Origin of the sequence: Hyphobacterium indicum (assembly GCF_003129605.1) — a bacterium.
Lineage (GTDB): Bacteria > Pseudomonadota > Alphaproteobacteria > Caulobacterales > Maricaulaceae > Hyphobacterium > Hyphobacterium indicum.
Map to the genome: position 1 here is coordinate 644,479 of NZ_QBDX01000001.1, position 14,896 is coordinate 659,374.

The window sequence follows — 14,896 nt, forward strand, 5'->3', positions numbered from 1 at the left end:
CCCAGACTCACGCTAGGCCACGGCAATAGGCGTCTACAACTCACGTTTGTGTGAAGCCTGTCAGCCGGTTGCTAACGCCCGCCTACAACATAATCGCGTATAGCACCGTCAAGCACCTCGCTTTGCATCCACGGAAAATCACGCAATTCCATGGCCACGAAGTCATCGGCCTGATCGGCATAATGCGGTGAGGTCCCGTCCAGCGTCGCCGAGCCGAACTGGTGGATGGACCGGCTCTCCAGATGGCCGTCGGCATCCCATTCCACGGCCATGATGTAGGTGTCGCCGGCGACGCCAACGAACCGGCCGTCTTCGTTCAGTTCCTGGCAGCCGCAATAGATGGCGCGCAATATGTCCGGCCCGCCATCGATAGGCAGATCGACCTCGCCGCGCACATGCCGATTGACCTCGCCCCATTCCGGATCGAGCCGGCCGTGATGGGCCATCAGGTCTTCGGCGGAGGCCCGCAGTGCCTCTTCCGGCTCGCAGGTGAAGGGCCGCGTATCGTGACGGTTCTCGATACATTTGATCGCCGTGAGCACTCCGAGCGCGGCAGACCGGTTTTCGATATTCGTCGAGAAATCCCAATCCCGCAGCACGTCCTGCGCCTCGATCAGCAGGCGGTCCTCGTCCAGATCCATGGCCAGGAGCTGGCTGACCAGGCGCACGACAGGCGAATCCGGCGCATAGGACAGGTCGAACTTGTACTCCAGCGTATCGGCCGCGCTGATCGATGGGTCATTGATCAGCAGGTTCAGCAGCCGCTGACCGCGATTGGTCATTTCATGTTCGATCCCGAATGTCGCTGAAAAGTCTTCCCGGTCGAGATCATCTGCCGGGTCGGTCGCGCGGAAGGGTGTATTGTTGGCATTTGCCACAAAACCCGATGCCGGATTGAGCAGGAGCGGCAGGGCGTCAAAGGGCTGGTATTCTGTCCAGATCAGATCGGACCGGTCGCCGGGCAGATAGTCCCGCCAGTCATACCCCTCGGCCCGAACCGGCATGCGCGCATTGTAGAGATAGGCGATATTGCCTTCGCGATCGGCATAGACAGTGTTGAGGCTGGTGATGGCCCGCATTTCCATGGCCGCGCGCCATTCCTCCCAGCTGGACGCCCGGTTCATGCGATACCATTGTTCGACGCCCCGCACCTCGTCATGGCCGGAAAACCGGATGGCATAAGTGCCGTGCGGCCGCCGGACGACGGGCCCATGCGCGGACCATAGAAGCTCGCGATTGAACACCCATGAAAACGGCCCGAACAGACGCACACGGAGTGCGGCGTTTCCGGTCTCGAAATCCATCCATTCGCCATCCAGGCGGTATTGATTCTCATTGTCCGGATTGATCTCGAGCACATAGATGTCGGCCAGGTCAGGGGCGTTCACGGTGTGCGCCCAGCCCAGATCGGCATTGTGACCGTGCAGGACAAGCGGTGCCCCCGGGAAGGTGCCACCGGCCGCATTCCAGCCTTCCGCGCTGTGCAGGCCGATTTCGTACCAGGCGACCGGCCCGGTGAAGGGCTGGTGCGAATTGATGATCAGACGGGTGGCCCCGTCCTCCGAGCGGGAAGGGGCAATGGCAAACGCATTGGATCCGAGTTCCGGATTGGCACCGTCGATCATCTGGAACGCTGTGTCGCTGTCGCCGATGGAAATGGTACGTTGGCGTTCGTCCTCGAACAATTCTGCCAGGTCGGCGTCCAGCCCGTACATGAAGGGCGTCCGCAACACGAAGCCGGCGACCACATCCTCGCCCGTCATGGGCAGGACGCCGGGGCGGATGCGGGACGGATTGTCCAGCGCCCAGGCATTCATGCCGTCGGCATAGGCCTCGACTATGGCACGGGCTTGGGGTGACAGGTCGCTTTCATATCGCTCTGCGACCGTCTCCCGGATTCGCAGGAGCTGGACAATGTAGTCGGTCGGGGCCGCTGATTGCCCTTCATATCGGGCCAGCTCGCCGCGTGCGGCGATCAGCGTGGGCTCGATCGTCTCCCAATCGTCCTCCGCATGGGCCCAGGCCAATCCGAAGGCCACATCCGCATCTGTCTCGCCATATATGTGCGGCACGCCGAGGGAATCGCGGATGATACGGGCGGAATACTCTGCGGCTGCAGCGCGGATGGTTGTTTCATCAACGCGCGGCGGGGCCGGGGTCCAGGCCAGAAACGCCAGCACAAATATGGCAAGCACCAGCAGGCCGCCGCCGATAGACAAGATCAAACGCATGAAACCCTCCCCGGGAAATTCAGACCGAGCCGGCCAGCCAGGCAATATATCCGGCATAAAGCGCCAACAGCAGAGCCCCCTCGCGCCGGTCGACGCGCTGACCCGTAAAGGCGAAGACCAGCAATATCGCTGTCGCCGCCAGCATGACCCAGACATCCTCGCCCAGAATCCGTGCCGGCGTTTCCAGCGGCCCGACAAGCGCGGCCGCGCCCAGAATTCCGGCGGCGTTGAATATGTTCGAGCCGATGATATTTCCAAGGGCCACATCGCCCTGACGCTTTATTGCGGCCGCAATGGTCGCTGCCAGTTCCGGCAGTGAGGTGCCGACCGCCACAATCGTCAACCCGATAATGGCCTGCGAAATCTCGAAAGATTCCGCAATATCTATGGCCCCTGTTACCAGCAAGCGGGCCCCGATGAGAACGCCGGCCAATCCGCCGGCAAAGAACAGCATGGAAAGCCACAAACGTTCCGGCGCGCCCGCACTGACCGCTTCGGCTTCATGCAGGGCCGCGGCCTTGTCACCACGTCTGCGGTCGAGCATGTAGCTGAGGCCGATATAGGCCAGCAATAGCGCGATCATGACTGCCCCCCAGACCCGGCCAACCGGGGACTGGAACAGCAGGAAAACCGCTGCGGCCGAAATAATGGCGAGCGCCAGCCCGTCCCGGAGCAAGGCCTCGCGAACGGCAAGAATGGGCCGTATCACGGCACCGATCCCCATGATCAGAAGGATGTTTGCGGTGTTCGAACCCACCACATTGCCGATGGCCACATCCGGTGATCCGGCAAACTGCGCCTGCAGGCTGGTCGCGAGCTCGGGCATGGAGGTGCCGAAACCGACAAGGACCAGCCCCACAAACATGGGCGAGAGTTTGAGCCGGGTGGCGATGCCGACCGCACCGCGGACCAGCCCGTCCCCGCCAAAGGAGAGCAGCACCAGCCCGGCCAGAACCAGAAATACAGACATCATCCCGCTTTGACCTTCGGCGGTTCCGCCTGCTTGTAGAACTTGCTGTCGCGCCAGGTTTTCAGGGCATGTTTGGCCACAACGCTGCTGACCGCCACCATCGGCAGCGCCAACAGGGCACCCAGGAAGCCGAACAGGGCACCACCGATCAACAGACCCGCCATGATCCACAACGGGTGCAGTTTCAGCTGCCCGCCCACCAGACGCGGGGCCAGCCAGACGGTCTCAAGCACCTGAGCCACGCCATAGACGGCAATGACGGCGAGGATCGGCCAGATGGAATCGAACTGGCTGATCGCAACCAGCATCGCCAGCGAAAACATGATCAGATTGCCGACCACCGGAACAATCGCCGACAAGCCGGTCAGAATGCCGATCGCCACAGAATAATTCAGGCCGATCACGGCCAGCGCCGCCGCGTGGTAGATCGCCTGCACAAGAATGACCAGGCTTTGCCCCCGGACATAGCGGGACAGTTGAAGATTGATTTCCCGGACAATCCGCCGAAGCTCGTCCGAATAGCGGCGGGGCGGAAGGCTGGCGATGGTTTTTTCGATGCCCGGCCAGTCTTTCAGGAAAAAGAACAGGGCCACCGGAGTCAGAAATGTCAGAAGCAGGCCGGAAAGGGCGCCGGTCACCGATCCGGCGATCCGGCTGCCAATCGCTTGCGCCGGATTATTCTCGCCAGACAGGCCTTGCAGCGTCAGATCCGGCAGATCCAGACCCATGGCAATGGCCAGCTGATCGGTCGCTTCAAGAGCATTTTCAATCAGCGTCGGCAGGCGCGAGATCAGGTCCCGGCCTTCAATAATGACAATCGGTGTGACCGCCACGATCGGGCCGGCAATCACCAGCACGGCCAGAAGCGTGGAGGCCAGAGCAGCAAGGGTGCGCGGCGCCCCCCATTTGCAAATCCGCAGCGTCAGGGGTTCAAGAATGACGGCCAGAAATCCCGCGACCAGAAAGGGCAGAAGCACATCGCCCGCAGCCCGCAAGGCCCAGGCCAGCGCCAGCAAAAGCAGCACCAGCACCAGAAAACGTGCATCAAGGGTGAGTTTCATTCCCTATGAGCTACCGCCCAGAAGCTTCTTGCGCAAGCCGGGCTTGTCGATCTTCTCGGTGCCGCCGCGCGGCAGCGGCTCGTTGAAATGCCACAGATGTTCGGGCCGTTTGAAAGCGGCAAGATCGCCTTCGAGGAAGTCATTGAGCTTGTCCAGCGTGACGTCGGCCCCCGGCTTTGTATAGATCGCTGCGCCGACCGCTTCCCCCAGTCTTTCATCGGGCACGGCGAAAACGGCCGCTTCCAGAATCTGGGGATGTTTCACCAGCGCAGCCTCGACCTCGAGGCAGGCGACATTCTCGCCGCCCCGCACGATCATGTCTTTCAGCCGGTCAACAATGGTCACTTGCCCCTCGGCATTCATCGTGCCGACATCCCCGGTCTTGAACCAGCCATCCGGGGTCAGCGTTTTGGCGGTTTCTTCGGGCAGGTTGAGATAGCCGGCGAAGATGCCGGGCGTCTTGATCCAGACCTCGCCGGGCTCATCCGTAGGCATGTCAGTGCCATCCGGGCCGACAATGCGGACATCGGTCACCGGCGGTACGGCGCGGCCGCAGGAGCCCGGATTGTTCTGGTAATCATCCAGACCGTTATAAGTGCCCAGCGCGCTCGTCTCCGACAGGCCATAACCGGTCGAGGAATAGGCCCGCCTGAAACTGTCCGCCAGCTTCTTCACATGGCTGGCCGGACGCTTGGCACCACCGGCAGACAGATCGGTCAGCGTATCCAGCGTTTCGCCCATGCTTTCTGCCGCCAGCATCAGCTCGTGCGACATGGTCGGCACGCCGACGAAATTCGTGATCTTCTCCTGATTGATCAGGCGCACCGCTTCTTCCGGCTTCCATGACCGCATCAGCACCATCTTCCGGCCGAGGATCAGCGACAGCATGAAGACCGGGTGTGACCCCGTCACATGGAAGAGCGGCACGGACACGAGGATGCCGAGATCACCGGCGGCCTCGGCCATGGCTGCGCCTTTGGCCGTTTCCTTGGCCGCCGACATGACAAAGCCGAAGGACAGAAGGGTCGACCAAGCGCCGCGATGGGTCAGCATCACCCCCTTGGGGTCGCCGGTCGAACCGGACGTGTACATGATCGACATCAGATCATCGGGCCCGACCACTTGGGTCGGAGGCGTTTCATCCTTTCCGGCATCGCGGATAGAGGCCCAGCTGTGATCCTGCCCGTCAAATTCGCCATGCCCGGAAATCAGGGTCAGACCGAACCTGTCCTTGAGCGGCAGGAATTTGGGGGCCTGTTCGGCATCGACCAGGAGCATTTTCGCGCCGCAATCCTTCAGCGCGAATTCCATTTCGTGCGCCGTCCACCAGCCATTGAGCGGCACGATCACGCCGCCGATCAGCGTAACGCCCAGATAGGTCGCCATGAATTCCGGCGTATTGCGCGTCGCCGTGGCGACAAGGTCGCCCTTCTTGACGCCCATTTTTGCAAGACCGGCCGCCACAGCGCGGCTTTCGCGGGCAAGATCGGCAAAGGACCAGCGCACTTCACCCGAGACCACGGCGGTCTTGTCGGCATGCAGGTCACACATGAAAAGAAGGCCGTCCGTATTGTTCGGCGCATTCTTGAAGACCCGGTATGTCGCCCCGCGGATTTCGGCTTCACCGACTTCGAAGAAGGGATTTTCGGCCATGATTTTGAGGCCGGCCTGCGTGATCTCGTCACGTGTGGGAGCGGGGAGGCGTTCGCCCATTTCTGTGATCTCCCTATGCCACTTCGAACAGGCCGGCGGCACCCATGCCGCCGCCTACACACATGGTGCAGACAACATATTTCGCACCGCGGCGTTTGCCCTCGATCAGGGCATGGCCGACCATCCGCGCGCCCGACATGCCATAGGGGTGTCCGATCGAGATGGCACCGCCATTGACGTTCAGAGTCTCGTTCGGAATGCCCAGCTTGTCGCGGCAATAGAGGACCTGCACGGCAAACGCCTCGTTCAGCTCCCACAGGCCGATATCATCCATGCTGAGCCCGTTGGCCTTCAAGAGTTTCGGCACCGCGAAGACCGGGCCGATGCCCATTTCATCCGGGTCCAGACCGGCGACGGCAATGCCACGATAGATGCCGAGCGGTTCCAGACCGCGCTTTTCGGCCTCCTTCGCTTCCATCAGGACCGAAGCCGAAGCCCCGTCCGACAATTGTGAGGCATTGCCCGCCGTAATGTATTTTCCGGCGGCGATCTGCTGACCATTGGCATGGACCGGATTCAGCGATTGCAGGCCTTCCAGCGTGGTAGAGGGGCGATTGCCCTCGTCTTTTTCCAGCATCACGTCCTGGATAGTGATTTCCTTCGTCTCCTTGTTGAAGACGCCCATTTTCGAGGCCAGCGGGACGATTTCGTCGTCGAACTTGCCTGCTTCCTGTGCCGCTGCCGTGCGCTGCTGGCTTTGCAGGGAGTATTCGTCCTGCGCCTCGCGCGACACGCCATAGCGTTCGGCGACAATCTCCGCGGTTTCCAGCATCGACATGTAAAGCGCCGGCATATGCTCATTGATCCACGGATCAAAGGCGCGGTGCAGATTCATGTGTTCATTCTGGACCAGCGAGATGGATTCCAGCCCGCCGCCAACGGTGATCTGCATGCCGTCGGTAATGATCTGCTTGGCCGCTGTCGCGATCGCCATCATGCCGGAGGCGCATTGCCGGTCCATCGTCTGACCGGCGACCGATGCCGGCAGGCCGGCCCGGATCAGGCATTGCCGCGCCGTGTTCTGGAAGGTCGAGCCCTGCTGCATGGCCGCGCCCATGACAACATCATCGATTTCCGCCGGATCAATGCCCGAGCGTTCGACCGCATTCCTGATCGCATGGCCGCCCAGCTCCTGGGCCTGGGTGTTGTTGAAAGCGCCGCGATAGGCTTTGCCGATCGGCGTGCGGGCGGTGGAAACAATGACAGCTTCGCGCATGATGAACTCCCCGGATTATCGTTGTCCGACATGCTGATTGAAATACCGGCTTTGTCCAGTCTGACGCTTACGTCAACTTGCTGTGGGGCGGCAGGGATCGGCATCGCCTGCCGCGCGCTCGTGCGGCGGAAACCAGGTGAGGATCAGGTCCGTTTCCGGTGCGCCCAGCGTTGCGACTGGACCTGTTTCACCATCTTGGCAAAGCCTCGCTGCTTGTTGCGCTGCTCGTGGATGGAGGCCTCATTGCGTTCGATTTCCCGCTCCAGCTTCCGGAATCGCACCAGGCGGGCCTCATCCAGATCACCGCTGTCGATCGCCGCCCGGACGGCACAACCCGGCTCCCGGGCGTGCTGGCAATCTGAAAACCGGCACTCGCGAGTCAGCTCAAGCAAATCGCCGAAAGTGGATTCCAGCCCCTCCTGTGTTCCGGCGAGGGCCAGTTCCCGCATGCCCGGAAGGTCGATCGCCCAGCCGCCGGACGTCAAGCGGTGCATCGACCGGCCGCGCGTCGTGTGACGCCCCTTGGCATCGTCTTCGCGAATGCTGGATACGGCTTCGCTCTTGCCGGAAAGGGCATTCAGAATCGTTGTCTTGCCAACGCCTGACGAGCCCAGCAGGGCCAGGGTCTGGTTCTTTCCTACCCAGGCCATCAGCTTTTCGAGTTCCGCCGGCTCGCGCGCATTGACGGTCTCAACCGGGCAGTCCCCGGCAATCTTCCGGGCGCGCGCCGCAAAGTCTGCCGCATCCTCCGCGAGGTCGGCTTTTGTCAATACGATGACCGGGAAGGCGCCGGCATCCCGGACCAGAGACAGATAACGTTCCAGCCGCGGCAGATTGAAATCATCATTGCAGGACGACACGATAAAACCGGCATCGACATTCGCCGCGATCAACTGAATGCTGTGATCATGTCCGGCGGCTTTCCGGGCAAACAGCGTTTGCCGGTCCAGCACGCGTGCGGGCCGTTCCAGCGCCGTGTCCACCAGCACCCAGTCGCCTACCGTGGGCCGGTCTTCAACCGGCGTGTCAGCCGGCATCGGCCGCAGGCGGAGTTCGCCTTGCGGAGAGAGGGCTTCATACGTGTCGCGGTGAACCGCAGAGATGCGCGCCGTGTCGTCAACCGACTCCCGGTCGAGATCGAGTGATTGAAGGAAGGCCGGGCGCCAGCCCAGCTCCTCGAGAGAATAAATCGTCATTTCGGACTTTCCGTATTGGCCGTGCGGCCAGACATCATTGCGCCACCGCTTTCGCGGCGACGTCTGCAAGGATGAATGAACGGAACGAAGGAGAGGGCGCAGTCAGAACTGTATTGCCCCGACGGATCATCGTCAGATCGCGCCGCCATTCAGGCGGAACATTACAATGGCCATGATCTGTCCTCCTGATCCGGATGCGGGGCAATTATCGGCCCGCGCGGCAGCAAACACAAGCAGAAAGCGCGATCACGCCTTCTCCGCCTTGTACCAGACCATTTGCTGTGTCGTGGCCAGCAGCTTTCCGGAGCGCGACCAGATGCGGGCGTGCTGATCATAAAAACCGCCACCGCCGCGCCCGGCATTGGCCTCGATCATGACCCAGTCACTGCCGGCCTCTGCAAGATCGGCATCGGATGCATGCAAATAGACGGTCATCGAAATGGTGGAGAGCACGGTAAAGCCATGGACGATGAAAAACACGCGCGGCGTCGGCGTGTCAGCGAGGCAGACCAGCGCCACATCATCCAGCGGCCGGGCATCGGTAAACCTCACCCACAGCGCATTGCGGGTAGAGGTGGCGTTGAAAATATCGGCATTGAGGCAGGGCCGGATGGCAATATGTTCGGCCCAGGGTCGCGGCGGTACAAAAGCCTCGCACGCCTCCGGCGGCGGGGCATCGGGCATCTCGCCTTCGGTCCATTCCACGGTTTCCCGGCGCTCTCCGAACACCGCGGTTGCCCGCAGCGCAGGGCTGGACGCGTCGGACTGCTGGATGTTAGCGGCCCAGAATTCCGTCGACCGGCCTGCGCGGTGACAGATCGTCGACAGGCTGTAGGGCCCGTCCTTCATCCCGGTCATGAAATCGGTGGTGATCGAGACCAGCTTCAACCCGTCACGGGCGGACCGCATCATGCCTTGCGCCAGCAAGGCTGCGCTGACGCCGCCGAAAGGGCCGATCATGTTCTGATAGGCTTGAGGCGTGACACCCGCATAGCGGACGCGGCCTTCTGCCGCTTCCGCAACCGTCAAGGCCAGCGCGTCGTCAAAACTGTGGGTCATTCCTGCCCCAGGGACACGCCGAAATGCTTCGCGGCGGCAGCGACGAACTTCAGGGTCTGTCCCGATCCGTCCGTGAACATTTCCTGCCCGTCCGGATCGAGGATGCGGTCGAAATTCGCTGCGACCCCTTCCGGTGTCTGCTCCTCCGGCGGCAGATAGATGCCCGGCGTTTCATAGATGCGCGTTGCGGCGTAACCGCCGGCACCGGCACACAGAATGGTCCGCTCCGGACTGTCCTCTGCCACCAGGAAGGCGAGCCCCGCTGACACGCTTTCCACCGACATCAGATCCAGCGCGGCCTGTGGCAGCAATCCCTCCGTCATCCGTGTGGCCGCGGTCGGCGACAGCGTGTTGACGCGGATATTGTTCTTCTTGCCCTCGAGGCTGAGGACATTCATCAGCCCGACCAGGCCCATTTTCGCCGCCCCGTAATTGGACTGGCCGAAATTACCATAAATGCCGGAGGACGAGCTGGTCATGACGATGCGGCCATAATTGCGCTCTTTCATGTGATCCCAGACCGCCTTGGTACAGGTGACAGAGCCCATCAAGTGCACATCGACCACCAGACGGAAATCATCCAGCTCCATCTTGGCAAAGGATTTGTCGCGCAGAATGCCGGCATTATTGACCAGGATATCCACCGCGCCGAAGGTGGAAATGGCCGTATCGACCATGTCCGCAACCTCGTCCGGCCGTGTGACATTGGCCCCGTGGGCGATGGCCTTGCCGCCCCTGCCGGTGATGTCCTGCACCACCGCCTCGGCTGCAGAGAGGGAGGAGCCCGAGCCATCAACCGCGCCGCCCAGATCATTCACAACCACATTCGCGCCGTGCTCGGCCAGCAACAGGGCATGGCTGCGTCCCAGCCCGTTGCCTGCCCCGGTAATTATGGCTGTGCGCCCATCAAAACGGATCATTCCCGTCTCCTCCTTGTGAGTCCCGGACGGGAAACTAGCGGGCCAGCGCCTGTGCGCCAGCCCCCGGATTCATATCGCGATGCGGGCGCCGGACTTACCGGCCAGCCGGGCGCGGGCCGTCGACCGTGAAAATCGCGCAGACCGAAGCGGTGACCCGTTGCGGTTCCCGGTCGGCGGCCAGCGCATAGCGATCCAGATCGACAAGCAATTGTTCAGCCGTCAACTCGCTCCCCGGAGCCGCGGGCGGCGGCGGGGGAGGAGGGGGCGGAGGCGGTGGCGGCGGCGCGCTGCTGTAACGCGCATAATCATCATACCCGGCCTCGGTAGATGGCGCGCCCATGCAGGGGCCGCTGCCTTCCTGCAGCGTTGCGATTTCACCCAGTATCGAGCCGGCGGCGTCCGCCACGATCCGGGCGCGCTCGGTCGCATCATTCACCGCTGCTGCAAAAGCCAGGCGCTGATCCTCGGCCGTCGGTTCGAGGAAGAATTGCACATTACCGGAATTGACCGGACCGGCCGCCAGCGCCGCGCCGCGCGCCGCACTGGTCAGATCCGGCTCCAGCACCGTCACATTCATCGAAACCGTGGCGACATAACCCAGCAGGGCGTCGGGATGCCGGTTCTCGACCAACCGCTCATTATTCTCGCCATAACGCTGGACGATCTGCTCATAATAGGGCTGCACCGACAGGTTGGATGTGATCCGGACCTGACCGTCTGTTGCGAGCCGGACCGCCTGGGCGGCCAGATTGGCGCGCGTGACCGCCTGTTGCGAGGCATCGGGACTAGTGTCGGCACGGCCCTCGAATGTCACCTGGAAGCGGGCGCGGTTGGCCGGTACCTCGACAAAGGCGCGGCCTTGCGCCTCGATCACCGGGCCGCGCGCCCAGACCGGAACCGGCTCGCCGGCCAGCCGTTCGCACCCGGAGAGCGCCAATGCGCCCAAGCCCGCAAGTAGATAACTGGCTTTATTCATGATGACCCCCTTGTATTCACACCCCGCCCTTACGATACACGATCTGTATAATCTGGATAGAAGGCAGATCGATGACCGGTCAGGAAAAGCGCGCGCGCTACGAAGAATTACGCAAGGAAGTGGCAGCCGTTGTGGCCGGCGAAACCAGCCGCACCGCGCGTTTTGCAACAGCGTCCTGCCTGTTGTCGGAGGCCTTCAGGCCGCGGTTTTTCTGGACCGGCTTCTACGAGGTTGATCCGCACAAGCCGGACGAGCTGGTGGTCGGTCCCTATCAGGGCACGATGGGCTGCCTGCGTATTCCTTTCGGACGGGGCGTTTGCGGCACAGCCGCAGCGACTCTGCAAACCCAGCTGGTGGCCGATGTGCACGCCTTTGACGGTCATATTGCCTGTGATGCGCGGACCAATTCGGAAATCGTGATTCCGGTCCTGGATGCCAGCGGCACGCTGGCAGCCGTTCTGGACGTGGATAGCGAACAGCCCGATGCTTTTGACGAGATTGACCGTGAAGGGCTGGAAGCGATTTGCCGGGACATACTGACCGTCTGAGGGTTGATATCGATGGTAAAAGCGTCGATTGCGCCATTGTACGCAGTCCGCGGCGGCGCACGATCGCGCTTCAGATCGACCATCAGGGCCTGAGCATTCGTGCGCCGCTGCGCGCCAGTGAACGGCGCTTGCGGGCCGCTGTACTCAGCCGGTCAGACTGGATATCCCTGAAACTGGCAGAATGGGAAGCGCGGCCAAAACCGGCCGTCCGGGAATTCAAAACAGGCGAAAGCCTGCCCTTTCTCGGCCGTCATTTGACCCTTCATATCGTTGACCACCCGAGCCGGGCACGGACAAAGGTCGAGCGTCAAGACACCACACTTGTTGTCGAGATCGACCGGCATCTGACCGGTGAATTGAGAACCCGCACCATACGCAAGGGCCTGGAACGCTGGTATCGCCGTGAGGCAGAAGACCGGTTTCCCGGCCGCGTCCGGCATTATGCCGCTTTCCTTGGCAAGCCGGTTGCGAGTGTTCAGATCCGCGATCAGAAGCGGCGCTGGGGCAGTTGCGACTCCCGCGGCATCATCCGCCTCAACTGGCGGCTGATCGGCGCGGATACGGACATTATCGACTATGTCTGCGCTCATGAAGCCGCCCATCTCGTGGAGCCCAATCATTCGCCCGCCTACTGGGCCGTCGTCTCCCGCCTCATGCCGGACTGGAAGATCCGGCGGAAACGTCTCAACGACACGGCCGGCGAATTCGTGCCATTCTGATCACTCGCCCGGCTGCAAATGCCGGTCAAAGAAGTCCAGCATGGTCCGCAAACGGTGCCGGGACCGCATTTCGCCGCGTATGCCGTGGCGCTGGCCCGGATAGGTCATCATCTCGAAAGGCAGGTCGCGTTCCTGGAGGGTATTGAAGAGTCGGGTTGAATTTTCGAAGACGACATTGTCGTCCGCCATGCCGTGCATGATGAGAACCGGTGTTTCCCAGCCATCAAGATGCGCGAAGACCGAGGATTGTTCATACCCTTCCGGATTGTTCTGCGGCGTGCCCATATAGCGTTCCGTGTAGTGGGTATCGTACAGCGCCCAGTCTGTGACAGGAGCACCGGAGACGGCAGCGGCAAACGCGCCCGGAGCCTGCAGAGGGGTCATGAGCGACATATACCCGCCATAGGACCAGCCCCAGATGCCGATCCGGTTATCCGCGACAAAATCCAGCGATTGCAGGAAGGCGAGACCGGCCAGCTGGTCCTCGACCTCCACCCCGCCCATGGCACGGTGAAGCGCGGTCTCGAAAGCGTGCCCGCGATCCGGCGTTCCGCGGTTATCCAGCATGAAATAGACATAGCCCGCCTGTGCAAAAACCTGATGGTCAAGCGGTGCCCAATTCAACCGCGTCCTGCGGCCAACGCCGGGGCCGCCATAAACATGGATGATCGCCGGATACTCGCGCGCGGGATCAAAGCCGGAGGGCAAATACATGACGTAATGCAGTTCGGACCCGTCAGAAGCCGCCAGCGTGCCGCGCTGCGGCGTGATGTGATGGTCCAGAAAGGGCGCATAGGGGTGGTCCCCGTTCAGCGCATTTTCCTCGATCCAGCGCAACCGTTCGCCCGAGGCATCGTAGAGCGCGGTATTGGGAGGAGTTGTCGGACCGGAAAAGCTGGCAACAAAAGTCTGGGCTGCCGGACCCATGGAAATTCCCGACCACCAGCCCTGGCCCGAGGTGACTTGTACCGGTGTTTCGCCTGCCTGAGCGTAGGAAACAGAATAGAGATGGCGTTGCCGCGCATCGCGCATCCATCCCGAGAAATAGACACGGCCGGAATCCGGATCAACGCCCTCGATCGCGTTGATCTGCCATTCCCCGTCAGTGATCTGTGCGATCAGGCCGCCAGCGGAATCATAGTGGTAGATGTGCCGGAATCCGGACCGCTCCGAGGTCCATAGAAAGCTGTTATCATTGAGAAATATCAGGTCGTTTGTCAGATTGATCCAGGCGGGATCGGTCTCGGTCAGGATTACCGTGCTCTCTCCGGTTTCCGGATCTGCTAAAAGCAGGTCCAGCCGGGTCTGGGCGCGGTTCTGCCGTTGGACGGCCACTTGTCCGGCTGGCGTCCAGTTCACGCGAGCAAGATAGATATCAGCCTCGTCGCCGAGATCGGCTTCGACACGTACGCCGGTTTCCAGATTTTCGATAAACAGGCGGATGCCAACATTGGCCTCGCCGGCATAGGGGTAGCGTTGCTCGGCAATGCTTGCGCCATCGCCCTGTATATCGACGCGGTAGGAAACCGGAATGGCGCTCTCGTCGATTTCCGTGAAGGCCACGTACCGGTCATCTGGCGAGAACCAGTAACCGGTTGACCGTCCCATCTCTTCCTGGGCCACAAATTCAGCCATTCCGTAAGACAGCGTATCGCCGCCTTCGGACGTGATGGGCCATTCATTGCCGCCTTCGAGATCATGGACGAAAAGATCCTGGTCGCGGATATAGCCAACATACCGGCCGCCCGGAGAAATCCGGCTATCGGTTTCTGCCGCGCTGGTTTCCATCAACCGCCGGGCCGTACCGCTTTCCAGGTCATAGTAGAAGACATCGCCATCCAGGGGGAAGAGCAGGGCATTGCCTTGCGCATCCCAGTCATAAGCGACAATGCCCGAACCGGTGATCCGCGCCCGCTCGCGCAGCTGGATTTCCGCCTCTGACAATTCGCGCTCTTCCGGCACAAGTTCGCGGCTGTCGACCAGCAGGAAAGGTTCGCCGCCATCGACATCAATGGCCCACAGATCATGGACGCTGGCATCCTCTTCTTTACCCTGCAGGAAAGTGATCAACCCGCCATCCGGTGAAAACCGCGTCGCCGTCGCTTCCGGCCCGTCCAGGTCCGGGCTGGCAAACAGGCGTTCGATGGTCAATGCAGCGGGTTCGGCTTCCTGGGCAAGTGTAAGGCTCGCCAACAACAACAGGGCAGGGCTCATAGTCTATCCTCGCATTCCTGATCATCATCCTTAAAACGGACGCAGCCCGCTGGGAAGCGGGCTGCGGGTTGAG

12 protein-coding genes are annotated in these 14,896 nt (G+C 61.7%); 2 read left to right on the top strand and 10 right to left on the bottom strand.

What is annotated here, in order from left to right; all coding sequences use genetic code 11:
• Positions 1-71: 71 nt before the first annotated feature.
• The 9 genes from DBR16_RS03185 to DBR16_RS03225 form a co-directional block, all read right to left on the bottom strand.
• Positions 72-2,231: an acylase gene (locus tag DBR16_RS03185; RefSeq protein WP_161539391.1), complete on the bottom strand. Its 2,160-nt coding sequence runs from the start codon at positions 2,229-2,231 to the stop codon at positions 72-74.
• 19 nt (positions 2,232-2,250) lie between these two features.
• Positions 2,251-3,204, bottom strand: a complete 954-nt coding sequence (locus DBR16_RS03190; protein WP_233347547.1) for a calcium/sodium antiporter — start codon at positions 3,202-3,204, stop codon at positions 2,251-2,253.
• Positions 3,201-4,262: an AI-2E family transporter gene (locus DBR16_RS03195; RefSeq protein WP_109259772.1), complete on the bottom strand. Its 1,062-nt coding sequence runs from the start codon at positions 4,260-4,262 to the stop codon at positions 3,201-3,203. Before DBR16_RS03195 ends, DBR16_RS03190 begins: the two co-directional genes overlap by 4 nt.
• Before the next feature lie 3 nt (positions 4,263-4,265).
• Entirely contained in the window at positions 4,266-5,975 is a 1,710-nt protein-coding gene (locus tag DBR16_RS03200; protein WP_109259773.1) for a class I adenylate-forming enzyme family protein, read from the bottom strand.
• Positions 5,976-5,988: 13 nt separating this feature from the next.
• Positions 5,989-7,191 carry an acetyl-CoA C-acyltransferase gene (locus DBR16_RS03205; protein ID WP_109259774.1) on the bottom strand — a complete coding sequence of 401 codons (1,203 nt, stop codon included), beginning with the start codon at positions 7,189-7,191 and terminating at the stop codon, positions 5,989-5,991.
• 143 nt (positions 7,192-7,334) lie between these two features.
• Positions 7,335-8,387, bottom strand: coding sequence for a ribosome small subunit-dependent GTPase A (rsgA, locus tag DBR16_RS03210; RefSeq protein ID WP_109259775.1), 1,053 nt, complete (start codon positions 8,385-8,387; stop codon positions 7,335-7,337).
• Positions 8,388-8,633: 246 nt separating this feature from the next.
• A complete protein-coding gene (locus DBR16_RS03215) occupies positions 8,634-9,446 on the bottom strand; it encodes an acyl-CoA thioesterase (RefSeq protein WP_109259776.1) in 813 nt (270 codons plus the stop codon).
• Positions 9,443-10,366, bottom strand: a complete 924-nt coding sequence (locus tag DBR16_RS03220) for an SDR family NAD(P)-dependent oxidoreductase (protein ID WP_109259777.1) — start codon at positions 10,364-10,366, stop codon at positions 9,443-9,445. The genes DBR16_RS03215 and DBR16_RS03220 overlap by 4 nt, the downstream gene beginning before the upstream one ends.
• Before the next feature lie 94 nt (positions 10,367-10,460).
• Complete coding sequence (locus tag DBR16_RS03225) at positions 10,461-11,342, bottom strand: SIMPL domain-containing protein (RefSeq protein WP_109259778.1); 882 nt, start codon at positions 11,340-11,342, stop codon at positions 10,461-10,463.
• Between the two features lie 71 nt (positions 11,343-11,413).
• Between DBR16_RS03225 and DBR16_RS03230 the strand changes: the two genes are divergently transcribed.
• Both DBR16_RS03230 and DBR16_RS03235 read left to right on the top strand, forming a co-directional pair.
• Complete coding sequence (locus DBR16_RS03230; RefSeq protein WP_109259779.1) at positions 11,414-11,890, top strand: GAF domain-containing protein; 477 nt, start codon at positions 11,414-11,416, stop codon at positions 11,888-11,890.
• The gene (locus DBR16_RS03235; RefSeq protein WP_109260034.1) at positions 11,866-12,609 is read left to right on the top strand and encodes a M48 family metallopeptidase; all 744 of its coding nucleotides are present in this window, start codon (positions 11,866-11,868) and stop codon (positions 12,607-12,609) included. The genes DBR16_RS03230 and DBR16_RS03235 overlap by 25 nt, the downstream gene beginning before the upstream one ends.
• Here DBR16_RS03235 and DBR16_RS03240 read toward each other — a convergent pair whose 3' ends face one another.
• The gene (locus DBR16_RS03240; RefSeq protein WP_109259780.1) at positions 12,610-14,823 is read right to left on the bottom strand and encodes a S9 family peptidase; all 2,214 of its coding nucleotides are present in this window, start codon (positions 14,821-14,823) and stop codon (positions 12,610-12,612) included.
• Positions 14,824-14,896: the final 73 nt, after the last annotated feature.